Consider the following 25,175-nt stretch of genomic DNA (forward strand, 5'->3'; position numbering starts at 1 on the left):
GTGTGACATGAGACATTTGGGACAACGCTGAAATGCTTGGGAAGAGACAAAATGTTTAACACAATCCTGATCGCCAACAGGGGCGAGATTGCATGCCGCGTGATGGAAACGGCGCAGGCGATGGGCGTGCGCTGTGTGGCGGTCTATTCCGATGCGGACGCTGCGGCCAAGCATGTGCAGATGGCGGATGTTGCCGTGCATATCGGTGGCGCGGCCCCCAAGGACAGTTATTTGCGTGGCGATGCGATCATCAAGGCGGCTCTGGACACCGGCGCTGAGGCGATCCATCCCGGTTACGGGTTCCTGTCCGAAAATCCGGATTTCGTCGAACAGGTGCAAAAGGCGGGGCTGGTCTTTATCGGGCCGGATGCGGATGCGATCCGCGCGATGGGGTTAAAGGATGCCGCCAAGGCGTTGATGGAAAAGGCCAATGTACCTGTGGTGCCCGGCTATCATGGGGCTGATCAAGGCAATCTGGCGGCGCGGGCGGACGACGTTGGATATCCGGTATTGATCAAGGCGGTCGCCGGTGGTGGTGGCAAAGGCATGCGCCTCGTCGAAGACCCGGCCGAATTCGACGCCGCCCTGGCCAGCGCACAGGGCGAAGCGCTGACCGCCTTTGGCAACGATGCGGTTCTGATCGAAAAATATGTCAGCAAACCCCGCCATATCGAAGTGCAGGTCTTTGGCGACGGCACCGATGCCGTGCATCTGTTCGAACGGGATTGTTCGTTGCAACGGCGCCATCAAAAGGTCATCGAGGAAGCGCCGGCACCGGGTATGACGCCGGAAATGCGCGCCGAAATGGGCGCGGCGGCAGTGCGCGCTGCCGAGGCGATCGGGTACAAGGGGGCAGGCACCGTTGAATTCATCGTTGATGCCAGCGAAGGGCTGCGCAGCGACCGGTTCTATTTCATGGAGATGAACACACGCCTGCAGGTGGAACATCCCGTGACCGAAGCGATCACCGGCATTGATCTGGTGGAATGGCAATTGCGGGTTGCAGCCGGTGCGGCATTGCCGTTGCAACAGGGCCAGATCACGCTGACGGGCCACGCGTTTGAATCGCGTTTGTATGCCGAGGATGTGCCAGCGGGGTTCCTGCCCGCGACCGGCACATTGCAACATCTGAAATTTCCCGAAGGTGTGCGCGCAGACAGCGGTGTGCGCACCGGTGACACGATCAGCCCGTTTTACGATCCGATGATCGCCAAAGTGGTCACTTACGGACCGACCCGTGCGGTGGCACTGGCGCGGATGCGGGCGGCACTGGCCCATACCCAGGTGGCGGGGACGGTGACAAACCTTGCCTTTCTGGGCGCATTGGCAGGGCACGCCGGTTTTGCCGCCGGCGACGTTGATACCGGGCTGATCGCGCGCGACATCGATGCACTGACCCGCGCGCCCGATGCGCAGCCGCGCCATGCGGTGCGCGCGGCGATGGCGGCACTGAACGTGGAAACGGGCGGACCAGAGGCCGGATTTGCCCTTTGGCAGCCGCTGGCCAGAACAGTGACATTGCAAACCGATGACGTGGAATTTGATGCGGTGATGCGTGCACAGGGACCGGACCGGCAAATCTGGACAGTTCAGGGGGCCGAAGTGATCGCCGAGCGGGTCGGCGGGCGCTGGATGATTGACGGGCAGATCGCGCCCGAAGTGGCGCAGGCCGGTAACCGGATCACGGTATTTGCGGATTACGGCCTGCCCTTTACCGTGATCGATCCGTTAGAGCGCGCCACAGCCGCACACGGTGACGGCAACCTGATCGAGGCGCCGATGCCGGGACTGGTCAAGGCGGTATTCGCCACCGCCGGTCAGGCCGTGGCCAAAGGCGACCGGCTGGCCATTCTGGAAGCGATGAAGATGGAACACGCGCTGCTGGCGGCGCGTGACGGGATCGTGGCCGAAGTGCTTGCCATTGCGGGTGTTCAGGTAGAAGCTGGTGCCGCACTGGTCCAGCTTGAGCCCGAGGAATAGAAAATGATCCGCCTGCACCACGTTCCGTTTTCCCGATCCTTCCGGGTGTTGTGGCTGCTTCAGGAAATGGGGCTGGATTTTGATGTGGCCGAGTACCGTATCCGCGACGGATCGTTGCGATCTGCCGCGTTTACCAAGGTGTCGCCCACGGGCCGCGTGCCGGGGATCGAGATCGACGGTATTTCGATGTTCGAAAGCGGGGCCATCGTGCAATATCTGTGCGAAACGCGGCCTGAACACGGGCTTGCCCCGACACCGGGCGCGCCGGAACGCCCGCGTTTCCTTGAACTGATCGGATTTGCCGAAACCATGGCTGCCCTGGTGGAACAGCTGAACCTGAACCACGTGTTTCTGCGCGATCCGGCCCAGGCATCGCCGGTGGTGATCAAGCTGAACACCGCGCGTCTGACCGCAACGGTCAGGGTGATGGAGCAGATGCTGGGCGATCAGGACTATTTGCTGCCATCCGGTTTTTCTGCGGCAGATGCGATGATGGGGTTCAACGTGTTTTCGTTGCCCTATTACGTGCATCTGGACCCGTTCCCGCGCTTGCTGGCCTATAAACAGCGGCTTGAAGAACGCCCCGCCTATCGCGCGGCCCGCGCCCGTGACGGCGAACAGGATTTTTACGACAAACCGTTTTATCCCGTCCCCGAAGCCTAGGCAAAACAGCCAATGATCCGTCTGCATCATTGTCCCCAGACACGTTCCATGCGGACGTTGTGGCTGCTGATCGAACTGGGGGTCACTTTCGAAGTTGTCGAACACGCCTTTGGAAAGAACCTGAGATCTGCGGACTATTTGCAGATCGCGCCATCCGGCCGGGTGCCCGCGCTGGAAATCGATGGCGACCGGATGATCGAAAGCGGTGCGATCACAGAATATCTGTGCGAATTGTTTCCCAAGGCGGGTCTGGGTCGTCTGCAGGGCGAGCGTGAGCGGCGGGAATGGCTGTCGTGGATACATTTTGCCGAAACGATCACGCAACACTCTGCCGCGCTGACACAGCAGCATGTGGCGTTGTATGATCCTGCAATGCGCAGCCCCATCGTCACCAAACTTGAAGCGGCGCGGCTGGGCAAATGTTTTGGCGCATTGGAAGCGGCACTTTCGGACGGGCGTGACTATTTGCTGACAGGCGGGTTTTCGGCGGCCGATATTTCCGTAGGGCAGGCGGTTTACATGGCGCGCTATTTCGCCAGACTGGACGGGTTCGATCAACTGGCGGCCTGGTATGCCCGCATAGCGGCGCGCCCTGCCTTCAAAGAGTCTCTGCCCGAACGCGGCACGGAATTGTACAAGCAGGAATTTTACGAAGTCTGGGAGGGCTGAACCATGCACAAGCAGGTCGAGATTTTCGAGGTCGGTCCAAGGGACGGGCTTCAGAACGAAAAGCGCGATATTCCGGTGGCTGAAAAAATTGCACTGATTGATCTTCTTGGTCGGGCAGGGTTTTCCCGCATTGAGGTGGCCAGTTTTGTCAGCCCCAAATGGGTGCCGCAAATGGCAGGCAGCGCCGAGGTTCTGGCGGGCATCGAGCGCGTCAAGGGCGTGTCCTATACGGCGCTGACGCCCAACATGCGCGGTTTCGAGGATGCGGTGGACGCCAAGGCGGACGAAATCGCGATTTTCGGATCGGCGTCCGAGGGGTTTTCCAAGGCCAACATCAATGCAAGCATCGCGGAATCGATGGAGCGTTTCAAACCCGTGGTGGCTGCCGCGCGGCATATCGACATGCCGGTGCGGGCATATGTGTCATGTGTGACCGACTGCCCCTATGACGGCAAGGTTGCACCGGCACAGGTGGCCGAAGTGGCCAGCGCGCTGTTTTCGATGGGCTGTTACGAGGTGTCACTGGGGGACACGATCGGCGCGGGCACACCGGATTCCATCGCCAAGATGTTGCTGGCCGTGCGCGAGGTGGTCCCGATGCACCGTCTGGCGGGGCATTACCACAACACCGGCGGGCGGGCGCTGGCCAATATAGATGCGTCCCTGTCCCTGGGATTGCGGACTTTTGATGCGGCGGTCGGCGGTCTGGGCGGTTGTCCCTATGCGCCGGGCGCGGCGGGGAATGTCGCGACCGAAGCGGTGGTGAAACACCTGCATGCGCTGGGCTATGAAACCGGGCTTGATCTGGATGTGCTGAACCAGGCGGCGGATATGGCGCGGTCCATGCGCGGATAAGACGGAACAATGATGAACCGGTGGGTGATATGTTTGAAACGATAACAATTGAAACCGACAGCCGCGGGGTTGCAACGCTGACGCTGAACCGCCCGGACAAGCACAACGCGATGTCTGCCCAGATGCTTGCGGAATTGACCGAGGCTGCGGCCCGGTTCGCGCAAAACAGCGATGTGCGCGTTGTGGTGCTGACGGGGGCCGGAAAAAGCTTTTGCGCGGGCGGGGATCTGGGCTGGATGCAGGCACAGATGCAGATGGACGAGGCCACCCGCGCCAAGGAAGCGGCAAAGCTGGCCATCATGTTGCAGGCGTTGAACACCTTGCCGCAACCGGTAATCGGGGCGGTACAGGGCAATGCGTTTGGCGGCGGCGTCGGCATGGCAAGCGTGTGCGATGTGGCGATTGGCGCCGATCACATAAAAATGGGCCTGACCGAAACCCGGCTGGGTCTGATCCCGGCCACCATCGGCCCCTATGTGGTGGCCCGAATGGGCGAAGGGCGCGCACGGCGCGTGTTCATGTCCGCGCGTCTGTTTGATGCGCACGAAGCGGTTGATCTGGGTCTGCTGGCACGCGCTGTGCCCGCAGACGATCTGGCTGCGGCGGTCGAGGCAGAGGTGGCACCCTATCTGTCCTGTGCGCCGGGTGCGGTGGCTGCGGCCAAGGCGTTGGTACGTGATCTGGGGCCGAAGATTGATCAGGCGGTAATTGATCATACCGTCAACGCGCTGTCCGAGCGTTGGGACAGCCCAGAGGCGGGCGAGGGGATCGCCGCCTTTTTTGAGAAACGCAAGGCCAAGTGGATGCCATGACGGAAACCCTGTCGGCATTTCGCGCTTTGCACAGCCAACCCGCAGCCTTTGTCATTCCCAACCCCTGGGATACTGGCAGCGCGCGCATTCTGGCCGCGCTCGGGTTTCCCGCGCTGGCGACCACCAGCGCCGGCATGGCGTTTTCCATGGGCCTGCGTGAAGGGATGGCATCGCGCGATGCGGTTCTGGCCCATTGCCGCGAAATCGTAACCGCGACAAATCTGCCAGTCTCCGCCGATCTGGAACACGGGTTTGGCCATAGCCCTGAAAGTGCCGCAAAAACCATCGTGGCAGCCGCTGAAACCGGATTGGCGGGGGCATCGCTTGAGGATCATACCGGCGACCCTGATGCGCCAATCTACGATTTTTCTCTTGCCGTCGAACGGATCACGGCCGCAGTCGAAGCGTGCCGTGCCCTGCCGGATGATTTTGTATTCACCGCGCGATGCGAGAACCTGCTGTGGGGGCGGGACGATCTGGACGACACGATCAAGCGCCTGCAAGCGTTCGAGGCCGCAGGCGCGGATGTGCTTTATGCGCCCGGCCTGACCGATCTTGCATCGATCCGGCTGGTCTGTGACAGCCTGTCCAAACCGGTCAACGTGGTGATGGGCATGCCGGGGCGCACGTTTTCGGTAGCTGATTTAAGCGCGGCGGGCGTGAAGCGGATCAGTGTCGGGTCCGCTCTGGCGCGTCTGGCCTATGGCACTCTGGTGCGCGCCGCGCGCGACATGGCCCAGAACGGGACGTTTGATTTTGCCGATGACGCGATGGGGTTCAAGGAGCTTGAACAGCATTTTCCGGAAACCGCGACTGACGCTGATCTTCCCTGAACATCTTACCAGACTTCGCCATAGAGCGCGATAATATCGTCCGCATCCGGCACTTTGGGATTGTTCTGGGGCGATCCTGACGCCAGTGCCTGCTGCGCCATCAGGGCAAACATGTCCGTGTCGCCACTGTGCCCCAGCGCCGACGGCGTGGGCACTTTCAGATCGTCATTAAGACGGCGCAATCCATCGACCAGTTTGCCACAGGCGACCGCATCGCTGTCACCTGTCGTCGCCCAGTCCATGACGCGGGCACAGGTGGCGTAACGTTCGGGCGCGGCGGGTGTCGAATAGGCCGTGACCGCGGGCAGCAAAATCGCATTGGACAATCCGTGCGCGACGTGGAAATGCGCCCCGATCGGGCGGCTCATCCCGTGGACCAGCGCGACAGACGCATTCGAAAACGCCATACCCGCCTGCGCGGCCGCCAGCATCAGCGCCGCGCGGGCAGGGCCGTTTTCCGGGTCGGCGCAGGCGGTGCGCACATTATGGGCGATCAGCGGCATTGCCGACAGGGCAAAGGCATCCGTATAGGCAAACGCCTTGCGGCTCACATAAGCCTCAATCGCGTGGGTCAGGCTGTCAACGGCGGTGTCTGCGGTGATCCGCCACGGTTTCGTGGTGGTCAGCGTCCAGTCGATCAGCGCGGCGGTCGCCACACAGGCCAGACCGGACAGGTTGTATTTTTCCGGCGCGGCGGTGTCGGTGATCACGCACCAGCGGGTCAGTTCCGATCCGGTGCCGCCGGTGGTGGGAATCAGGATAACCGGCAAACCGCAGCGGTTGATCTGGCGGGGTGCCTTGTAATCGCGCACATGCCCGTCATTCACCGCCATGAACGATACCGCCTTGGCCGTGTCCATCGGGCTGCCGCCGCCAAATCCGATGATGCCGTCGAAATCACCCGCCCTGAGTGCGGCAAGCCCCTGATCCACGCAGGTATCAGTGGGGTCTTCGACAACTTCGTCAAACACCTGATGCACCACGCCCGCCGCATCCAGCGCTTGCGTCAGCGTGGCGACATGACCCAAGGCAACCAGATTGCGATCGGTCACGATCAGCGGGCGGGACAGGCCAAGCTGGTGCAGAACGTCACCGGTTTCAGCCACAACACCGCCACCGATCCGGATGATGCGGGGCGATTGCACCCGCCCGATAGCTTCTGTTTGCATCCCTTTGCCCTTTCTGTGGGTGCGGCATTTCCAACCAAACAAACCGCGCAACCCATGTTGACCCTGTCAGAGCCCAAAGGTACACCCTTTGTCAGCCAACTTCGCAAACTGATCTGCGCCCGAGGCGCAATAATAGGAGCAGCCACCGTGGACGAGATGTTGAGGGAATACCTTCCCATCCTGGTGTTTTTGGCCGTTGCCATAGGGCTTGGTCTGGTTTTGATCCTGGCTGCCGTGGTGATCGCCGTGCGCAATCCCGACCCTGAAAAAGTGTCGGCTTACGAATGCGGCTTTAATGCGTTCGATGATGCGCGGATGAAATTCGATGTCCGGTTCTATCTGGTGTCGATTCTGTTCATTATTTTCGATCTCGAAATTGCCTTTCTGTTTCCGTGGGCCGTGGCCTTTCAGGACATCAGCATGGCAGGCTTCTGGTCGATGATGGTGTTCCTGGCTGTGCTGACGATCGGCTTTGCCTATGAATGGAAAAAGGGAGCGCTGGAATGGCAGTAGCAACCGGAGTGAACACCGCCGGCGTCGACATGGATGCGTCGGCCAAGGCGATGAACGCAGAGCTTCAGGACAAGGGGTTCCTGCTGACCTCGACCGCGGATATCGTCAACTGGGCCCGCACCGGATCGCTGCACTGGATGACATTCGGTCTGGCCTGCTGCGCGGTGGAAATGATGCACACCTCGATGCCGCGCTATGATCTTGAACGCTTTGGCACAGCGCCCCGCGCCAGCCCGCGCCAGTCCGACCTGATGATCGTGGCCGGCACCCTGACCAACAAGATGGCTCCCGCGCTGCGCAAAGTCTATGACCAGATGCCCGAACCGCGCTACGTGATCTCGATGGGATCCTGCGCGAACGGGGGCGGGTATTACCATTATTCCTATTCGGTGGTGCGCGGCTGTGACCGGATCGTGCCTGTTGATGTCTATGTCCCGGGCTGCCCGCCGACAGCCGAGGCATTGCTGTACGGCATCCTGCAACTGCAACGTAAAATTCGCCGCACGGGCACGATTGTCCGCTAGTCGGATGTCCCGGACGCACGGAAAGGCCAAAGATGAGTGACGCGCTTAAAGAACTAGGCACCCATATCGAATTGAAACGCCCCGATTGCGTGCTGGCATGGGATGTGACCGAGGGCGAGTTGAACATGGATGTGGCGCCGTCCAACATCGCCGGGTTTGTCGAATTCCTGAAATCCGATAACACGTGCAAGTTTTCGTCGCTTGTGGACATCACAGGTGTTGATTACCCGCAACGCCCGAAACGCTTTGACGTGGTCTATCATCTGCTGTCGATGTACCAGAACCACCGTATCCGTCTGCGTGTCAGCATCCGCGAAGAAGATATGGTGCCCTCGATCATCGACGTGCACCCCAGCGCCAACTGGTTCGAACGCGAAGTGTTCGATATGTTCGGCATCCTGTTTTCCGGCCACCCCGATCTGCGCCGCATCCTGACTGATTACGGGTTTCGCGGCTATCCGCTGCGCAAGGATTTCCCGACAACTGGCTATACCGAAGTGCGCTATGACGATGTGCAGAAACGCGTGATCTACGAACCGGTTTCGCTGGTTCAGGAATACCGCCAGTTCGATTTCATGTCGCCCTGGGAAGGGGCTGAATACATCCTGCCCGGCGACGAAAAGAAAGAGGAGGCCAAGTGATGGAATTTATCGTCTGGCTGATCGTTGCGGCATTGACAGTTATCCCGATGTTCAAGCTGCTGCCGCATTTCAGCGTGAACAAGAACTGGGCCTTTGCGGGTATCATCCCGCTGGGAGCGCTGGTGCTGCTGTGGGTGATGGCGATGAAACTGCAAGAGCTGGAGCAACGCTGATGGACGGTGATATTCGCGTAAACACCTATGACGACGGATCGACCGACGCCCAGACCGGCGAACAGAAGATCCGCAACTTCAACATCAACTTTGGCCCGCAACACCCTGCGGCCCACGGTGTTCTGCGTCTGGTGCTTGAACTGGACGGCGAGATTGTAGAACGCTGCGATCCCCATATCGGCCTGCTGCACCGTGGCACTGAAAAACTGATGGAAAGCCGCACCTACCTGCAAAACCTGCCCTATTTCGACCGGCTGGATTACGTCGCGCCGATGAACCAGGAACATGCCTGGTGTCTGGCCATCGAAAAACTGACAGGGGTCGAGGTGCCGCGCCGCGCCAGCCTGATCCGGGTGCTGTATTCCGAAATCGGCCGCGTTCTGAACCATCTGCTGAACGTCACCACGCAGGCCATGGATGTGGGCGCGCTGACACCGCCGCTCTGGGGCTTTGAAGAGCGTGAAAAGCTGATGATCTTTTACGAACGGGCGTGCGGTGCGCGCCTGCACGCGGCCTATTTCCGTCCCGGCGGTGTTCATCAGGACCTGCCCGATGCGCTGCTGGATGACATCGAAACATGGGCGCACGAGTTTCCGGCCGTGATGGACGACATCGACGGATTGCTGACCGAAAACCGGATTTTCAAGCAGCGCAATGTCGATATCGGGATCATTTCCCGGAAGGACGCGCTGGACTGGGGCTTTTCCGGCGTCATGGTGCGCGGCTCTGGCATGGCATGGGATCTGCGGCGCGCCCAGCCCTATGAATGCTACGACGAGTTCGAATTTCAGGTACCGGTAGGCAAGAACGGCGATTGTTATGACCGCTATCTTGTCCGCATGGAAGAAATGCGCCAGTCGGTCAGCATCATCAAACAGGCGATCGCCAAACTGCGCGATGAACCGGGTGATATTCTGGCGCGGGGCAAGATCACACCACCATCGCGCAGCGACATGAAAACCTCGATGGAAAGCCTGATCCACCACTTCAAGCTTTATACCGAAGGCTTTCACGTCCCCGCGGGCGAAGTCTATTGCGCGGTCGAGGCACCCAAGGGCGAATTTGGCGTCTACCTTGTGGCCGATGGCACAAACAAACCCTACCGCGCCAAACTGCGCGCGCCGGGCTTTTTGCACCTGCAGGCGATGGATTACATGGCGACCGGCCACCAGCTGGCCGACGTTGCCGCCATCATCGGATCCATGGACGTGGTGTTCGGGGAGATTGACCGGTGAGAGATGCCATGACCGCCATTCATCTTTTCCAAAATACTTCCGCCGGAGGCTCCGACGCTTCCCAAGCGCACAGAAAGACGACCTGATGCTACGCCGCCTTCACCCCACCCAACCTGACAGTTTTGCCTTCACCCCAGCCAATCAGGCATGGGCCGAGGCGCAGATCACCAAATATCCCGAAGGCCGTCAGGCATCGGCGATCATTCCGCTGCTGTGGCGTGCGCAGGAACAGGAGGGCTGGCTGACCCGCCCGGCCATCGAACATGTCAGCGATATGCTGGGGCTGGCATATATTCGCGGGCTCGAAGTGGCGTCGTTCTACTTTATGTTCCAGTTGCAACCTGTTGGGTCTGTTGCCCATATTCAGGTGTGCGGCACAACGTCCTGCATGATCTGCGGTGCCGAAGATCTGGTGGCGGTTTGCAAGGACAAGATTGCGCCCAAGGCGCATCAGCTCAGCGATGATGGCAAGTTCAGCTGGGAAGAGGTGGAATGCCTCGGATCCTGTTCGAATGCGCCGATGGCGCAGATCGGCAAGGATTACTACGAGGATCTGACCGCCAAGCGGATGGGCGAAATCATTGATGAACTGGCTGCGGGCAAAGTGCCGGTGCCGGGGCCGCAGAACGGACGCTATGCGGCTGAACCGCTGGGCGGACTGACCAGCCTGACCGAATATGACAGCGGCAAGACCCAGTATAACGCCAGCGCGCAGCTTGCGATGGATATCGGCGACACCGTCAAACGTATCGATGGCACCGAGGTGCCGCTGATCACGCCGTGGCAGGGCAAGCCGGCCAAGGCAGATAAATCGGCGGGCAAATCCACGCCCAAGGATAAGGCGCGTACCGTTGCCCCCGCCGATGAAACCGGGATTGCGAAACAGCAGGCCCGGGCCAAATCCAAGGCGAAACCACCCGTCAAACCCGCGGACGGCAAGAAACCCCGTGTCATGAAAGCGCCGCGCAAATCCGGCGCCGACGATCTGAAAATGATCAAGGGTGTCGGGCCGAAGCTTGAAAAACTGCTGCATTCCATGGGCTTTTACCATTACGATCAGATCGCCAAGTGGAGTGCCGAAGAAATCGCGTGGGTCGATGAGAACCTTGTGGGGTTCAAGGGCCGCGTAAGCCGCGACGGTTGGGTGGCGCAAGCTGCCAAACTGGCATCGGGTGACGAAACAGAATTCTCGAAACGTGCCAAAAAAGACGGCGTCTATGACTGACACCGATAATCAACAGGGGAACAGAGAATAATGAACCAGCTCGATCAGAAATCTGAATGTGTGCAAAAATGGTGGAAACTGTCTGCAATCGGCGGACTTGTACTGGCGTTGGTGTTGTGGCTGCTGGCCGGGTGGGGGTTCTTCGGTGCTCTTGTCGCGGGTATTCTGGTGGCTGTGATCGCCGGGTTTGTCCTGAGCAAGGTGCAATGCCCTGACCAAGAGGTGCAGCCACCTGCGTCCGCAGCCAAACCGGCAGATCCTGCGCCTGCGCCAACACCTGCGCCGACGCCGACGCCCGCAGCGGCATCTGTCGCGCCGGCTGCCGTCGCCTCAAGCGTGCCAACATCCGAACCGGCTGCGAAAAAACCCGCAGCGAAAAAGGCCCCTGCGAAAAAGGCAGCCCCCAAGGCAAGTGCGGTCAAACCGGCCACGGCCAAGGCCCCTGCGCGCAAACCGGTCGCGGCAGATGGCAAGCCCGAAATGCTGACAGCGGCGCGCGGTGGCGTTGCCGATGATCTGAAACTGCTGAAAGGTGTTGGGCCCAAGCTGGAACAGATGCTGAATGCGCTGGGTGTGTACCATTTCGATCAGATCGCGAGCTGGCGCAAAAAGGAAATCGACTGGGTCGATGACAAGCTGAAGTTCAAGGGCCGGATCGAACGCGACGACTGGATCAAACAGGCCAAGCTTCTGGCCAAAGGCGGCGAGACCGAGTTTTCCAAACGCAGCAAGAAGACCTGATAGGAGCAATACAGCGTGAGGTCCGATCAAGACATGGCCACGGATGCAGCAATCGCCCGGCGCGGGCGAATTGTTGCGTTGGTGATAGCTGCGGGTGGCATTGCCGCACTGCTCGCGCCATGGCTGGTGCAGGCATTGGGTTTGCCCATCCGCTACGAGATGCTGTTCTATTTCGGATCGCTCGCCGCCTTTGTCTGGGCGATGTTCAATATTTACCAAATGCGCCGCGCGCGCCGTGACAACCAAGGGTAGTCCACATGTTAAAAGACCAGGACCGCATCTTTACCAACCTTTACGGGATGCATGACCGCACGCTGAAAGGCGCGCAGGCACGGGGCCATTGGGATGGCACGGCGAACCTGATCAAACAGGGGCGCGAGTGGATTATCCAGACGATGAAAGACAGCGGCCTGCGCGGGCGTGGCGGTGCGGGGTTTCCCACCGGTCTGAAATGGTCGTTCATGCCTAAGGAAAGCGATGGTCGCCCCAGTTATCTGGTGGTGAATGCGGATGAATCCGAACCCGGAACCTGCAAGGACCGCGAGATCATGCGCCATGATCCGCACACCCTGATCGAAGGCTGTCTGATCGCGTCTTTCGCGATGCAGGCGCATGCGTGCTACATCTACATCCGCGGCGAATACATCCGCGAGAAAGAGGCGCTTCAGGCCGCGATTGACGAAGCCTATGATGCCGGACTGGTGGGCAAGAACGCCTGCAAATCAGGTTTTGATTTCGATATCTACCTGCATCACGGGGCAGGGGCCTATATCTGCGGCGAAGAAACCGCGCTGCTGGAAAGCCTTGAGGGCAAAAAAGGCATGCCACGGATGAAACCGCCGTTCCCGGCGGGCGCGGGGCTTTATGGCTGTCCGACCACCGTGAACAATGTGGAAAGCATTGCAGTGGTGCCCACGATCCTGCGCCGCGGTGCCGATTGGTTTTCGTCGTTCGGGCGGCCCAACAATGCGGGTACCAAGCTTTTTGCCATTTCCGGCCATGTGAAAAACCCCTGTGTCGTCGAAGAGGCGATGTCGATCGGGTTTGAAGAACTGATCGACCGCCACTGCGGCGGCATTCGTGGCGGTTGGAAAAACCTCAAGGCGGTTATTCCGGGTGGATCGTCCGTGCCGCTGCTGCCGCGTGACGTGATGAAAGACGCCATCATGGATTTCGACTGGCTGCGCGAGCAACGCTCGGGTCTGGGGACCGCGGCGGTGATCGTGATGGATCAGGATACCGATGTGATCAAGGCGATCTGGCGGCTTAGCAAGTTTTACAAGCATGAAAGCTGTGGCCAGTGCACGCCGTGCCGCGAAGGCACCGGCTGGATGATGCGGGTCATGGACCGCCTGGTGACAGGCGATGCGGAACCCGAAGAGATCGATATGCTGCTGGACGTGACCAAGCAGGTCGAAGGCCACACGATCTGTGCGCTGGGGGATGCGGCGGCGTGGCCCATTCAGGGCCTGATCCGGCATTTCCGCGACGAAATCGAAGACCGTATCAAACACAAACGCACCGGACGCGTGTCTGCGGTGGCGGCAGAGTGATCCGCACGGCGATCATATGTGTCACGCTCGGCTCGGCCGTGCAGGTGCAGGCGGCTGACCGTCCGGCCCCCGATTATTTTATCGACGCCGTCATGGCGACGACAACGGCCAAACAACTGGCGCTGGCCTGTGCCGATATCAGCATCAACCTGCCCGTGGTCAGTGCTGATTCCGGTGCGGTCATGGACCGGCTGAAAGCGGACGGGTTTGATACCGCGACCGATACGTTGGGCATGACAGACCCTTCCGCGCAGATCGCCGCGATGCAGGTGGCGTTTCTGGACAAGCACAATTTGCAGGAAGGTGCAGCGCAAAGGGATGTTTGTTCCGCTGCACGCGTTGAAATGGCCGAAGGCAGCCAGATCGGCACCTATCTTATGGAGGTAGCGCAATGACAGCGATGACCGTTCGGCTGATCGGGGCCGTGGCTTTGTGCGCGGGGCTTGCGGGATGTGATGCATCACCCAAACCGGCGCGGGCCTTTTCAGATCCGGCCGTGCAAAAACTGTATATGCTGCCGGTGCCCGATTATGTCGGGACCACACGACTGGCCCGACAGGTGGCGCAGGCCTGCCCGCGCTACAGCTATGATCAGGCGCAGGATTTTCAGGTGAACGAAAAGCGCAACGCCGAAGGGCGCGGATCTGTCGCGGCCCTGTCGCAAAGCGGTGGGCTGGAAGTAATGACCGATGTGATCCGGCGCGAGTTTCAGGCAAGACATGATGTGACGGTCGGGCAGGATAATCTGTGCGAAGCCGCAGATCAGGAAAGCGCCGCAAATACCGCGCTTGCATCGCTTCTGGTGCCGGTAAACTGATGGCGACTGAACAGACATATCATCTGGCCGAACTGAATGTGGGCCGTCTGCTGGCGCCGGTTGATGATCCGCGTGTGGCAGAATTCATGGCCAACCTTGACCGCATCAACGGCTTGGGCAAACGGATGCCCGGTTTTGTCTGGATGATGGAAGGTTCGGGCGTACCGGGTACGGGCAACACCGAACATGCCATTGGTAACGATCCGCAATATGTCAGCAATCTGACGGTTTGGGAAAGCGTTGAAAACCTTGAAACATTTGTCTGGGGTACGGTGCACAAGCAGTTCTACGAACGGCGCGCCGAATGGTTCGAGGTGCTGGGAAAGATGCATTTCGTGATGTGGTGGGTGCCCGCCGGGCACTGCCCGACGCTGGAAGAAGCCTTGGAAAAACTGGATCATTTGCGCACGCATGGCGATAGCGATGCGGCGTTCGGATGGTCCTATCTGGAACAGGCCACGGCATGGCGCACCCACGGGTGCAGCCCTGTTGCGGCGGAGTAGTCGAATGCGTGCAGGATTATTACTGGTACTGGCTGCGGCCCTGATCGCGGGATGCGAAAAACGCTCGGAACGGGTGGCGTTCGATGGACAGTTCTACAATTCCAAAGCCAAAAAGGTCGATGGCGATCTGTCACAGTTTCAGGTGTCGGTGTCGCCGGTATCGCAATCCCTGACCGGCGCGAAAGAGGCGGGACGGTACGAGGCCACCAAATATTGCATCAAGAATTACGGCACGTCCGATATCATCTGGGCCGTCGGGCCCGATGCCGAAGATGCGACACTGCCAATTGAAAAGAATTCGCTGTATCTGCGCGGGGAATGTGACGGATGATGCTGCCGCCCCGGCATAACCACGCGCAACGATCCGCCCAAAAGGCGCGGTTTGGCGCGTGTTATTGCATATCACGCGGGGCAATCCCCATTTGCGGTTGGACAGGCGGCGCAGTGCGCGCCGGCGTTCACGCAAAAGGAGAGATGTTATGCGTATGATACTGGGTGTTTTAGCGGCAGGTGTTCTGGCAACCGGCGTTGCGGCGGCCAAGCCGCCCTTGCGCGATGTTGCGGTGGTGGATGACGGTATTCTGGCCTTGGTTCTGGCCAATGAAATTCAGGAAACATGCCCTGACATCAAGCCGCGTTTGCTCAAGGCTTACAATTTTCTGATGTCGCTGAATTCGCATGCGGAATCTCTGGGCTACACCTATGAGGAAATCAGGGAATACCGAAAGTCGGATGCGGAAAAAGAACGGATGCGCGCGCGGGGTGAAGTCTATGCACGCGCCAACGGTGCCGATCCGGCCAAACCCGAAACGCTATGCCCGCTAGGCCTTGCCGAAATCGAGAAAGGCAGCCCCATCGGCGTGCTGTTGCGATCCAGGTGAGTGCTTTGGCTTTCATATCCCTGCCGGGCTTTGCCCGCCGAAACGGTGCGATCCGTTGCGCCAAAACATCTGGCCTGACGGCCGGTCCGAAATACACCGCGTGCCGGGGGGCTTGGACAGTGCCCGCCATCCGGCAGTTCACAGGAAGCTGTAAATGAACGATCTGAAGAAAATCATCATCGACGGAACCGAGGTTGAAGTAGACGGGGCGATGACCCTGATCCAGGCCTGTGAACAGGCGGGTGTCGAAATCCCGCGCTTCTGTTATCACGAGCGACTGTCGATTGCCGGCAATTGCCGGATGTGTCTGGTTGAAGTTGTCGGCGGACCGCCCAAACCTGCAGCCAGCTGTGCCATGCAGGTGCGCGATCTGCGCCCCGGCCCCGAAGGCCAGCCCCCGGTGGTGAAAACCAATTCACCGATGGTGAAAAAGGCGCGCGAAGGCGTGATGGAATTCCTGCTGATCAACCACCCGCTGGATTGTCCGATCTGCGATCAGGGCGGAGAATGTGACTTGCAGGATCAGGCAATGGCCTATGGCGTGGATTTTTCCCGCTTCCGCGAGCCCAAACGCGCCACCGAAGATCTTGATCTGGGTCCGCTGGTAGAAACCCACATGACCCGCTGCATTTCCTGCACCCGCTGCGTGCGCTTTACCACGGAAGTGGCCGGTATCACCCAGATGGGGCAGACCGGTCGCGGCGAAGATGCCGAAATCACATCCTATCTGGGCGAAACACTCGATTCCAACCTGCAGGGCAACATTATCGATCTGTGTCCGGTCGGCGCGCTGGTGTCCAAGCCTTACGCGTTCACCGCACGCCCGTGGGAACTGACCAAGACGGAAAGCATCGATGTGATGGATGCGCTCGGCTCTAACATCCGTGTGGATACCAAGGGCCGCGAAGTCATGCGTTTTCTGCCGCGCAACCATGACGGTGTGAACGAGGAATGGATTTCAGACAAATCCCGCTTTGTCTGGGACGGATTGCGCCGCCAGCGGCTGGACCGCCCCTATGTGCGCAAAAACGGCAAGCTTCAGGCGGTCACCTGGCCCGAGGCGCTTTCGGCTGCTGCGGCGGCGATGAAAGGCAAGAAACTGGCCGGTGTGGTGGGTGATCTGGCCCCGGTCGAAGCTGCCTTTGCGCTGAAACAATTGATCGAAGGGCAGGGCGGCGTTGTCGAATGCCGCACCGATGGCGCAAAACTGCCTGCGGCAAACCGCAGCGGATATGTCGGCACGGCGGCGATAGAAGACATCGACAGCGCCGAAATGATCATGCTGATTGGCACCAATCCACGGATCGAAGCCCCTGTTCTGAACGCACGAGTGCGCAAGGCATGGTCGCGCGGTGCCAATATCGGCCTGATCGGCGAAGCCGTTGATCTTACATATGAATATTCCCACATGGGCACCGATCGCGCCGCGCTGGACAAGCTGTCACAGCAACCTATCGATGCGGCCAAGGACAAGAACAGCCTTGTCATTGTGGGCATGGGCGCATTGCAGGAGGCTGACGGCGCCGCAGTGCTGGCCGCAGTGATGCAGCTTTGTGAAAACTCGCAATCCAAACTTCTGGTGCTGCACACCGCGGCGGGGCGCGTTGGCGCGCTGGACGCCGGATGCACCAATAACGGCGGAATGGACGCCGTTGCGCAGGCCGAGGTGATTTACAATCTTGGTGCGGACGAGGTTGATATCGCCGCCGGCCCCGTTGTGATCTATCAGGGCAGCCACGGGGATCGCGGGGCACATCGTGCCGATATCATTCTGCCGGGCGCGGCATATACCGAAGAACAGGGCCTGTTCGTGAACACCGAAGGACGCCCGCAACTGGCGCTGCGTGCCGGATTTGCACCGGGCGAAGCCAAGGAAAACTGGGCCATCCTGCGTGCACTCAGCGCGGAAATGGGGGCGCAGCTTCCCTATGATTCACTGGCGCAGCTGCGCAGTGCACTGGTGGGCGATGCGCCGCATCTGGCACTAATCGACGAGGTGCCGGAAAACACATGGCAGACCGAACCCAAGGGCAAACTGGGCAAGGCGACGTTCCGCAACGCACTTGGCGATTTCTATCTGACAAACCCGATCGCCCGCGCCTCGGAACTGATGGCGGAACTGTCCGCCGGTGCCAAAGCACGCAACAGTGGAAAGATCGCGGCCGAATAATGCGGAACGGGTGGATCATATGCCCTTTGCTGATGCTGATCGCAGGCGCGGTATCCGGTTGCGAGCCGCAACGCGTGGTGGATGAAACCGCAGTGTTCGCCCCCGACTATCAGGGCGTGACGACGCAATTGTTGCAGGATGATCTGGTTAATTTTCAGGTTGCCATGACAGGGGCACGCACTGCCGAAGATGTGGCGGAATACGCGGAATGCGCTGCCGCGCAGTATACGCTGATCCGGGGATACGGATTTGCGCGTCATTTGCGCACAAATGTGCAAGAGGAGGGTGGCGTGTGGGTCGCAGATGCTGTTTACACAATCTCGCCATCACTGCCCGACGGAAGCCGGACACTCGACGCCGAAGTTGTGACGGCCCATTGTGCAGAAAACGGAATACCCACGGTGTGAGGACATATGGCTGATTTCTTTACCACGACCTATACCGGCATTGGACTGCTGATCGTTGGGCAAATCTTTCTTCTGGTGATTCCGCTGCTTCTGGCACTGGCCTTCTTGATGTATGCCGACCGCAAGATCTGGGCTGCCGTTCAAATGCGGCGCGGGCCCAACGTGGTTGGTGTGTTCGGCCTGCTGCAAAGCTTTGCCGATTTCCTGAAATACATCGTGAAAGAGGTCGTGTTCCCCGCAGGGGCCGACAAGGCCGTGTTCCTGCTGGCCCCGATGGTGTCACTGGTTATGGCGCTGATCGCGTGGGCGGTGATCCCGTTCAACGATGGCTGGGTCCTGTCGGACATCAATGTCGCCATTCTTTACGTTTTCGCGGTGTCCTCGCTTGAGGTTTACGGCGTGATCATGGGCGGGTGGGCGTCAAACTCGAAATATCCGTTCCTCGGGTCGCTTCGTTCAGCGGCGCAGATGATTTCATACGAGGTCAGCATCGGTCTGATTATCATCGGTGTGATCATTTCGACCGGCAGCATGAATTTCGGTGATATCGTGGCAGCGCAGGATGGCGGTTACGGCTTTCTCAGCTGGTATTGGCTGCCGCATTTCCCGATGCTGCTCCTGTTCTTCATCTCGGCGCTGGCTGAAACCAACCGCCCGCCTTTCGACCTGCCCGAGGCGGAAAGCGAACTGGTGGCCGGGTATCAGGTTGAATATTCGTCCACGCCGTTCCTGTTGTTCATGATCGGTGAACTGGTGGCCGTGGTTCTGATGTGCGCGCTGGTGTCGCTGCTGTTCCTTGGCGGTTGGCTGTCGCCGATCCCGGGACTGCAGGACGGCATTTTCTGGATGATCCTGAAAATGGGCGTCGTGTTCTTCTTCTTCTCGATGGTCAAGGCGATCACGCCACGCTACCGCTATGACCAGTTGATGCGCCTGGGCTGGAAAGTGTTCCTGCCGTTCTCGCTGTTCTGGGTTGTGTTTGTGGCGTTTGCCGCGAAATTCGAATGGTTTGGCGGCGTGTTTGCGCGTTATGCGGTCGGGGGCTAGGAATGCAGCTTGCGGACCATATCAAATCGGCGGACGCAGAAGAATTGAGTGCGCTGGCGGAATTCCTGCTGGTGCAGTTCGATGTCTTTGAGAAATCGGCTTCGCAGGATGGGTTGACGCCTGCGGCGCTGATGAATGTGCAAAAAGCCATAGGGGCATGGGCCTATATGCAAACCAATTCTGCCGACCAAGGAGATTGATGTGACACAGATCGATTATACACGTGCCGCGAAATACTTCCTGCTTCAGGATTTCTTTGTCGGGTTCAAACTGGGTTTGAAATACTTTTTCCGCCCCAAGGCGACACTGAACTATCCGCATGAAAAAGGGCCATTGTCGCCCCGTTTCCGCGGCGAACACGCGCTGCGCCGGTATCCCAACGGAGAAGAGCGCTGTATTGCGTGCAAGCTGTGCGAAGCGATCTGCCCCGCGCAGGCCATCACAATCGATGCCGAACCGCGCGAAGACGGCAGCCGGCGCACCACGCGCTATGATATCGACATGACCAAATGCATCTATTGCGGTTTTTGCCAGGAGGCCTGCCCGGTCGATGCCATTGTGGAAGGTCCGAATTTCGAGTTTGCCACCGAGACCCGTGAAGAGCTGTTCTATGACAAGGACAAGTTGCTGGAAAACGGCGACCGCTGGGAGGCAGAGATTGCCCGCAATCTGGAAATGGATGCGCCCTACCGATGACTGATGCAACAAACCCGTTCGAAGCGATGATGAAGCAGGCGCAGGAGATGGCGAAAGCGCTGAACCCTGCGCTGGAATCGTTTTCGCCCAAAGGTTTCGAAAGCCTGTGGCCGACGATGCCCAAGGAAATGATGGAAATGATGTTCGGCAACGCGGTGAACGAAGACGGGCTGGATGCGAAAACCCGCCTGCTGCTGACGCTGGCGGGCCTGACCATGCAGGGCGCACAGGCCGATGTTGCCGTGCGCCAGACTGTGCGCCACGCGCTTGAGGCGGGGGCCAAGAAACAGGAAATCGTGGAAACCATCGGCCAGATGTCGATGTTCGCGGGCTTGCCTGCGATGAACCGCGCACTGGAACTGGCGCAGGACGTGATGAAAGAGGACGACAAGAAATGACCGTGTTTGCCTTTTACCTGTTTGCGATCTGCGTGATCGCGGGCGGATTGTTCACTGTCATCAGCCGCAATCCGGTGCATTCGGTGCTGTGGCTGATCCTTGCGTTTCTGTCATCGGCCGGATTGTTCGTGCTGCTGGGGGCCGAATTTGTCGCGATGCTGCTGATCATTGTCTATGTCGGCGCGGTTGCGGTGCTGTTCCTGTTTGTCGTGATGATGCTGGATATCGATTTTGCCGAGTTGAAGGCCGAAATGGCGCGCTATATGCCGCTGGCCCTGCTGATCGGTGTGATCCTGTTGATGCAGTTCGGCATCGCTTTTGGTGTCTGGGAAACCAGCGCAGCGGCAGACAGCATGCGCGCGCAGGTGGCCCCGGTGGACCGGCACAATACCGAAGCGCTGGGGATGATCCTTTATGACCAGTATTTTCTGCTGTTCCAGCTGGCAGGGCTGATCCTGCTGGTGGCGATGATCGGGGCGATCGTGCTGACGCTGCGCCACCGTGTGGATGTGAAACGGCAGGATGTGATTGCGCAGATGATGCGTGATCCGGCCAAGGCAATGGAACTGAAAGACGTAAAGCCGGGCCAGGGACTATAAGCGTTTTCTGCACGCAGGAAACGAAACGGGGTTCATCAAGAACCTCGGCAACAAAAAAGAACGTGGGACGAAACGATGATCGGACTTGAACATTACCTGATTGTGGCGGCGACGCTGTTTGTGATCGGCATTTTCGGGCTTTTCCTGAACCGCAAGAACGTGATCATCCTGCTGATGAGCATCGAACTGATGCTGCTGGCCGTGAATATCAATCTGGTCGCATTCTCGAGCTTTCTGGGTGATCTGGTCGGGCAGGTGTTTACCCTGTTTGTCCTGACGGTCGCCGCAGCAGAAGCAGCGATCGGTCTGGCCATTCTGGTCTGTTTCTTCCGCAACCGTGGGACAATCGCGGTTGAAGATGTCAACGTGATGAAGGGCTAAGAGACCAATGGAAACCATCATCCTCTTTGCCCCGCTGGTGGGCAGCCTGATCTGCGGGTTCGGCTGGAAGTTCATCGGTGAAACGGCTGCCCTTTGGGTCTCGACCGGATTGCTGTTCCTGTCCGCGCTGCTCAGCTGGATTGTGTTCCTCGGCTTTGACGGCGTGACCGAACAGATCCAGATCCTGCGCTGGATCGAAAGTGGAACACTTAGCACCGACTGGGCGATCCGGATGGACCGGCTGACCGCGATCATGCTGATCGTGATCACCACAGTGTCCGCACTGGTGCACCTTTATTCCTTTGGCTACATGGACAATGATCCGCAATGGCGCGAAGGCGAAACCTATAAACCGCGTTTCTTTGCCTATCTGTCGTTCTTTACCTTTGCGATGCTGATGCTGGTCACAGCCGACAACCTCGTGCAGATGTTCTTTGGCTGGGAAGGTGTGGGCGTTGCTTCGTACCTGCTGATCGGGTTCTACTATCGCAAACCCAGCGCCAATGCCGCCGCGATCAAGGCGTTTGTCGTCAACCGGGTCGGCGATTTCGGTTTTGCATTGGGCATATTCGCGCTGTTTTACCTGACAGACAGCATCCGGTTCGACGATGTATTTGCCGCTGTGCCGGAACTTGCAGAAACGCAACTGGCGTTTTTGTGGGGGGAATGGAATGCAGCCAACCTGATTGCTGTTCTTCTGTTCATCGGGGCAATGGGGAAATCTGCACAGCTGTTTTTGCACACTTGGTTGCCGGACGCGATGGAAGGCCCGACACCGGTGTCGGCGCTGATCCACGCGGCAACCATGGTGACGGCGGGGGTTTTCCTTGTGTGCCGGATGTCGCCGCTGATGGAGTTTGCACCAGCCGCCATGGCGTTTGTTACCGTAATCGGTGCCACCACAGCGTTTTTCGCGGCGACAGTGGGTCTGGTCCAGACCGATATCAAGCGCGTCATCGCCTATTCGACCTGTTCGCAACTGGGCTATATGTTCGTGGCCGCCGGTGTTGGCATGTATTCGGCTGCGATGTTCCACCTGCTGACGCACGCGTTTTTCAAGGCGCTGCTGTTCCTTGGGGCCGGTTCGGTGATCCACGCGATGCACCACGAACAGGACATGACCAATTATGGCGGGTTGCGTAAGAAGATACCCTACACCTACTGGGCGATGATGATCGGCACGCTGGCGATTACCGGCGTCGGCATCCCGCTGACCTATATCGGCTTTGCCGGGTTTCTGTCCAAGGACGCGATCATCGAAAGCGCCTATGCGGGCGGGTCCGGCTATGGGTTCTGGCTGCTGGTCGTGGCTGCTGCCATGACAAGTTTTTACAGCTGGCGCCTGATGTTCCTGACGTTTTTCGGCACCCCGCGCGGCGACAAGCACACGCACGAGCATGCCCATGAATCGCCCAAGGTCATGCTGATCCCGCTGGGTGTTCTGAGTGTTGGTGCGGTGCTGGCCGGCATGGTCTGGCATTCAAGCTTTTTTGGCCACACCGACGAAGTGGCAAAGTTCTACGGCATCCCCTACGAGGAAGCGGGCGTGCATGGCGATGATGCCGCCCATGGCGAAGCTGCGAGCGATACGGACACCGACCATAGCGGGGCTGCGGCGACGGCAGAAGGTGCAGACCACGGCGACGCCAAAGAACATCACTATGCTTTTGCCGGCAATCCGGGCGATGGCGCACTTTACTTTGGCAAGGACAACACCGTGCTGGATGATGCCCATAATGTGCCAAAATGGGTCAAGGTAAGCCCGTTTGTCGCGATGCTGGGCGGTTTGATCATGGCGTTGTGGTTTTACATCTGGAACCCAAGCCTGCCCGCGCGTCTGGCCGAAAACCAGCGCCCGCTCTACCTGTTCTTCAAGAACAAATGGTATTTTGACGAACTTTATGACGTGATCTTTGTCGGTCCGGCCAAAGCCATTGGGCGGTTCCTGTGGAAACGCGGCGACGGCAATGTGATTGACGGCAGCCTGAATGGCGTGGCGATGGGAATTGTTCCGTTCTTCACCCGCCTCGCGGGCCGGTTTCAGTCGGGTTACATCTTTACCTACGCATTCGCGATGGTGATCGGAATTGTTCTTCTGGTCACTTGGATGTCTCTGGGCGGGGGAGCAAACTAATGGACAACCTGCTGACGATTGTAACGTTCATTCCGGCCATTGCGGCGCTTATCCTGCTGGTCTTTTTGCGCGGCGATGACGAGGCCGCCAACCGCAATGCCAAATGGCTTGCGCTGATTGCGACATCGGCCACCTTTATCGTGTCCCTGTTCATTCTGGCAGAGTTTGATCCGAACGACACCGGGTTCCAGTTTGTCGAACAGGGCGAATGGCTGCTGGGCCTGCAATACAAGATGGGTGTTGATGGCATTTCGGTTCTGTTTGTGATGCTGACCACATTCATGATGCCGCTGACAATCGCGGCCTCCTGGAATGTGGAAACCCGCGTCAAGGAATACATGATCGCGTTCCTGTTGCTGGAAACACTGATGCTGGGCGTTTTCATGGCGCTGGATCTGGTGCTGTTCTACTTGTTCTTCGAGGCCGGATTGATCCCGATGTTCCTGATCATCGGCATATGGGGCGGCAAGGAGCGGATTTACGCCAGCTTCAAATTCTTTCTATATACCTTCCTTGGATCGGTTCTGATGTTGGTGGCAATGGTTGGCATGTTTGCTGATGCAGGCACCACTGACATTGAAAAACTGCTGGTTCACCAGTTTGCCTTTGGCGATATCGATGTGCTGGGTGTGCATGTTGTCGGCGGAATGCAAACGCTGCTGTTCCTGGCCTTCTTTGCCAGCTTTGCGGTGAAAATGCCTATGTGGCCGGTGCATACATGGTTGCCCGATGCGCACGTTCAGGCCCCGACTGCGGGGTCTGTGGTTCTGGCCGCGATCCTGTTGAAAATGGGCGGGTACGGGTTCTTGCGCTTCAGCCTGCCGATGTTCCCTGTCGGCTCTGAAGTGCTGACGCCTCTGGTTCTGTGGATGAGCGCGATTGCGATTGTCTATACGTCGCTGGTGGCACTGGTGCAGGACGATATGAAAAAGCTGATCGCCTATTCATCCGTGGCGCATATGGGCTTTGTCACCATGGGGATTTTCGCCGCCAACCAGCAGGGCGTGGACGGTGCAATTTTCCAGATGATCAGCCACGGCTTCATTTCGGGCGCGTTGTTCCTGTGCGTCGGCGTGATCTATGACCGCATGCACACCCGCGAGATCGAGGCCTATGGCGGTCTGGTGAACCGGATGCCGGCCTATGCGCTGATCTTCATGCTGTTCACCATGGCCAATGTCGGCCTTCCGGGTACGTCCGGTTTCGTCGGTGAATTCCTGACGCTGATGGGGATATTCCAGGTCAACACGTGGGTGGCGGCTGTTGCCACATCCGGTGTGATCTTTTCGGCGGCCTATGCGCTGTGGCTTTATCGCCGTGTGGTGTTTGGAGATCTGATCAAGGAAAGCCTGAAGTCGATCACGGATATGACCCGCCGCGAAAAGGCGATATTCGCGCCGCTTGTGGTGATGACGATCCTGCTGGGGGTCTATCCCGCGCTGGTGCTTGATATCATCGGCCCCTCGGTCGAGGCGCTGGTTTCCAATTATGACACGGCCCTGGCCGCGGCGGATGCCGCCAGCCAGATCGCGTCGAACTAGAAAAAGAAAAGGCCC

The 25,175-nt window shown here is 59.0% G+C and carries 31 protein-coding genes; 30 read left to right on the forward strand and 1 reads right to left on the reverse strand.

All coding sequences use genetic code 11. From position 1 onward, the window contains the following. Positions 1 to 51: 51 nt before the first annotated feature. The 6 genes from OLX72_RS14070 to OLX72_RS14095 are packed head-to-tail and all read left to right on the forward strand — an operon-like array spanning position 52 to position 5,812. Positions 52 to 1,980, forward strand: coding sequence for an acetyl/propionyl/methylcrotonyl-CoA carboxylase subunit alpha (locus tag OLX72_RS14070; protein ID WP_114870692.1), 1,929 nt, complete (start codon positions 52 to 54; stop codon positions 1,978 to 1,980). Between the two features lie 3 nt (positions 1,981 to 1,983). After that, positions 1,984 to 2,643 carry a glutathione S-transferase family protein gene (locus OLX72_RS14075; protein WP_114870691.1) on the forward strand — a complete coding sequence of 220 codons (660 nt, stop codon included), beginning with the start codon at positions 1,984 to 1,986 and terminating at the stop codon, positions 2,641 to 2,643. A gap of 12 nt (positions 2,644 to 2,655) precedes the next feature. Further along, on the forward strand, positions 2,656 to 3,312 hold the full coding sequence (locus OLX72_RS14080) for a glutathione S-transferase family protein (protein ID WP_433988917.1): 657 nt from the start codon (positions 2,656 to 2,658) through the stop codon (positions 3,310 to 3,312). 3 nt (positions 3,313 to 3,315) lie between these two features. Further along, positions 3,316 to 4,167, forward strand: coding sequence for a hydroxymethylglutaryl-CoA lyase (locus OLX72_RS14085; RefSeq protein WP_114870689.1), 852 nt, complete (start codon positions 3,316 to 3,318; stop codon positions 4,165 to 4,167). A gap of 29 nt (positions 4,168 to 4,196) precedes the next feature. Next, complete coding sequence (locus OLX72_RS14090; protein ID WP_114870688.1) at positions 4,197 to 4,979, forward strand: crotonase/enoyl-CoA hydratase family protein; 783 nt, start codon at positions 4,197 to 4,199, stop codon at positions 4,977 to 4,979. Next, on the forward strand, positions 4,976 to 5,812 hold the full coding sequence (locus OLX72_RS14095) for an isocitrate lyase/PEP mutase family protein (protein ID WP_433988918.1): 837 nt from the start codon (positions 4,976 to 4,978) through the stop codon (positions 5,810 to 5,812). Before OLX72_RS14090 ends, OLX72_RS14095 begins: the two co-directional genes overlap by 4 nt. Positions 5,813 to 5,817: 5 nt before the next feature. Here the strand turns inward: OLX72_RS14095 and OLX72_RS14100 are convergent, their stop codons facing one another. Next, on the reverse strand, positions 5,818 to 6,981 hold the full coding sequence (locus tag OLX72_RS14100) for an iron-containing alcohol dehydrogenase (protein ID WP_433988919.1): 1,164 nt from the start codon (positions 6,979 to 6,981) through the stop codon (positions 5,818 to 5,820). Positions 6,982 to 7,128: 147 nt separating this feature from the next. On the opposite strand from OLX72_RS14100, the gene OLX72_RS14105 reads away from it, so the two are divergent. From OLX72_RS14105 to OLX72_RS14220, 24 genes are all read left to right on the forward strand, one after another. Next, the gene (locus OLX72_RS14105; protein ID WP_114872314.1) at positions 7,129 to 7,494 is read left to right on the forward strand and encodes an NADH-quinone oxidoreductase subunit A; all 366 of its coding nucleotides are present in this window, start codon (positions 7,129 to 7,131) and stop codon (positions 7,492 to 7,494) included. Next, on the forward strand, positions 7,485 to 8,018 hold the full coding sequence (locus OLX72_RS14110) for a NuoB/complex I 20 kDa subunit family protein (protein ID WP_114870685.1): 534 nt from the start codon (positions 7,485 to 7,487) through the stop codon (positions 8,016 to 8,018). Before OLX72_RS14105 ends, OLX72_RS14110 begins: the two co-directional genes overlap by 10 nt. A 32-nt stretch (positions 8,019 to 8,050) precedes the next feature. Further along, entirely contained in the window at positions 8,051 to 8,659 is a 609-nt protein-coding gene (locus OLX72_RS14115) for an NADH-quinone oxidoreductase subunit C (protein WP_114870684.1), read from the forward strand. Next, positions 8,659 to 8,832 (forward strand): hypothetical protein, encoded by a 174-nt coding sequence (locus tag OLX72_RS14120; RefSeq protein WP_433988920.1) that lies wholly within the window; start codon positions 8,659 to 8,661, stop codon positions 8,830 to 8,832. The genes OLX72_RS14115 and OLX72_RS14120 overlap by 1 nt, the downstream gene beginning before the upstream one ends. Continuing rightward, complete coding sequence (locus OLX72_RS14125; RefSeq protein ID WP_433988921.1) at positions 8,832 to 10,067, forward strand: NADH-quinone oxidoreductase subunit D; 1,236 nt, start codon at positions 8,832 to 8,834, stop codon at positions 10,065 to 10,067. Before OLX72_RS14120 ends, OLX72_RS14125 begins: the two co-directional genes overlap by 1 nt. Before the next feature lie 85 nt (positions 10,068 to 10,152). Further along, on the forward strand, positions 10,153 to 11,292 hold the full coding sequence (gene nuoE / locus OLX72_RS14130) for an NADH-quinone oxidoreductase subunit NuoE (RefSeq protein ID WP_114870682.1): 1,140 nt from the start codon (positions 10,153 to 10,155) through the stop codon (positions 11,290 to 11,292). Positions 11,293 to 11,322: 30 nt separating this feature from the next. Then, a complete protein-coding gene (locus OLX72_RS14135) occupies positions 11,323 to 12,033 on the forward strand; it encodes an NADH:quinone oxidoreductase (RefSeq protein WP_433988922.1) in 711 nt (236 codons plus the stop codon). Between the two features lie 15 nt (positions 12,034 to 12,048). Beyond that, positions 12,049 to 12,285 carry a DUF5337 domain-containing protein gene (locus OLX72_RS14140; protein ID WP_254684600.1) on the forward strand — a complete coding sequence of 79 codons (237 nt, stop codon included), beginning with the start codon at positions 12,049 to 12,051 and terminating at the stop codon, positions 12,283 to 12,285. A 5-nt stretch (positions 12,286 to 12,290) separates the two neighbouring features. Beyond that, entirely contained in the window at positions 12,291 to 13,586 is a 1,296-nt protein-coding gene (gene nuoF, locus OLX72_RS14145) for an NADH-quinone oxidoreductase subunit NuoF (RefSeq protein ID WP_114870679.1), read from the forward strand. After that, positions 13,583 to 13,981 (forward strand): DUF5333 family protein, encoded by a 399-nt coding sequence (locus OLX72_RS14150; protein WP_114870678.1) that lies wholly within the window; start codon positions 13,583 to 13,585, stop codon positions 13,979 to 13,981. The genes nuoF and OLX72_RS14150 overlap by 4 nt, the downstream gene beginning before the upstream one ends. Continuing rightward, positions 13,978 to 14,403, forward strand: coding sequence for a hypothetical protein (locus OLX72_RS14155; protein WP_114870677.1), 426 nt, complete (start codon positions 13,978 to 13,980; stop codon positions 14,401 to 14,403). Before OLX72_RS14150 ends, OLX72_RS14155 begins: the two co-directional genes overlap by 4 nt. Further along, positions 14,403 to 14,906 (forward strand): DUF3291 domain-containing protein, encoded by a 504-nt coding sequence (locus tag OLX72_RS14160; RefSeq protein WP_114870676.1) that lies wholly within the window; start codon positions 14,403 to 14,405, stop codon positions 14,904 to 14,906. The genes OLX72_RS14155 and OLX72_RS14160 overlap by 1 nt, the downstream gene beginning before the upstream one ends. 4 nt (positions 14,907 to 14,910) lie before the next feature. Next, positions 14,911 to 15,237: a hypothetical protein gene (locus tag OLX72_RS14165; protein WP_114870675.1), complete on the forward strand. Its 327-nt coding sequence runs from the start codon at positions 14,911 to 14,913 to the stop codon at positions 15,235 to 15,237. Positions 15,238 to 15,385: 148 nt separating this feature from the next. Continuing rightward, positions 15,386 to 15,787 (forward strand): DUF5333 domain-containing protein, encoded by a 402-nt coding sequence (locus tag OLX72_RS14170; protein WP_433988923.1) that lies wholly within the window; start codon positions 15,386 to 15,388, stop codon positions 15,785 to 15,787. A gap of 154 nt (positions 15,788 to 15,941) precedes the next feature. Continuing rightward, positions 15,942 to 17,957: an NADH-quinone oxidoreductase subunit NuoG gene (gene nuoG, locus OLX72_RS14175; protein ID WP_433988924.1), complete on the forward strand. Its 2,016-nt coding sequence runs from the start codon at positions 15,942 to 15,944 to the stop codon at positions 17,955 to 17,957. 32 nt (positions 17,958 to 17,989) lie between these two features. Next, complete coding sequence (locus OLX72_RS14180) at positions 17,990 to 18,364, forward strand: hypothetical protein (RefSeq protein WP_114870672.1); 375 nt, start codon at positions 17,990 to 17,992, stop codon at positions 18,362 to 18,364. 6 nt (positions 18,365 to 18,370) lie between these two features. Next, positions 18,371 to 19,411: an NADH-quinone oxidoreductase subunit NuoH gene (nuoH, locus tag OLX72_RS14185; RefSeq protein ID WP_433988925.1), complete on the forward strand. Its 1,041-nt coding sequence runs from the start codon at positions 18,371 to 18,373 to the stop codon at positions 19,409 to 19,411. Between the two features lie 2 nt (positions 19,412 to 19,413). After that, a complete protein-coding gene (locus OLX72_RS14190; protein ID WP_114870670.1) occupies positions 19,414 to 19,611 on the forward strand; it encodes a hypothetical protein in 198 nt (65 codons plus the stop codon). Between the two features lies 1 nt (position 19,612). Further along, positions 19,613 to 20,107, forward strand: a complete 495-nt coding sequence (nuoI, locus tag OLX72_RS14195) for an NADH-quinone oxidoreductase subunit NuoI (protein WP_433988926.1) — start codon at positions 19,613 to 19,615, stop codon at positions 20,105 to 20,107. After that, positions 20,104 to 20,505, forward strand: coding sequence for a carboxymuconolactone decarboxylase family protein (locus tag OLX72_RS14200; RefSeq protein WP_114870668.1), 402 nt, complete (start codon positions 20,104 to 20,106; stop codon positions 20,503 to 20,505). Before nuoI ends, OLX72_RS14200 begins: the two co-directional genes overlap by 4 nt. Then, positions 20,502 to 21,104, forward strand: coding sequence for an NADH-quinone oxidoreductase subunit J (locus tag OLX72_RS14205; RefSeq protein ID WP_114870667.1), 603 nt, complete (start codon positions 20,502 to 20,504; stop codon positions 21,102 to 21,104). The genes OLX72_RS14200 and OLX72_RS14205 overlap by 4 nt, the downstream gene beginning before the upstream one ends. Positions 21,105 to 21,179: 75 nt before the next feature. Beyond that, complete coding sequence (gene nuoK, locus OLX72_RS14210) at positions 21,180 to 21,485, forward strand: NADH-quinone oxidoreductase subunit NuoK (RefSeq protein WP_114870666.1); 306 nt, start codon at positions 21,180 to 21,182, stop codon at positions 21,483 to 21,485. Positions 21,486 to 21,492: 7 nt separating this feature from the next. Continuing rightward, positions 21,493 to 23,619: an NADH-quinone oxidoreductase subunit L gene (nuoL, locus tag OLX72_RS14215; protein ID WP_114870665.1), complete on the forward strand. Its 2,127-nt coding sequence runs from the start codon at positions 21,493 to 21,495 to the stop codon at positions 23,617 to 23,619. After that, the gene (locus OLX72_RS14220; protein WP_114870664.1) at positions 23,619 to 25,160 is read left to right on the forward strand and encodes an NADH-quinone oxidoreductase subunit M; all 1,542 of its coding nucleotides are present in this window, start codon (positions 23,619 to 23,621) and stop codon (positions 25,158 to 25,160) included. The genes nuoL and OLX72_RS14220 overlap by 1 nt, the downstream gene beginning before the upstream one ends. The last annotated feature ends 15 nt before the right edge of the window (positions 25,161 to 25,175 follow it).

Origin of the sequence: Sulfitobacter sp. TBRI5, assembly GCF_051013555.1 — a bacterium.
Taxonomy (GTDB): Bacteria; Pseudomonadota; Alphaproteobacteria; order Rhodobacterales; family Rhodobacteraceae; genus JL08.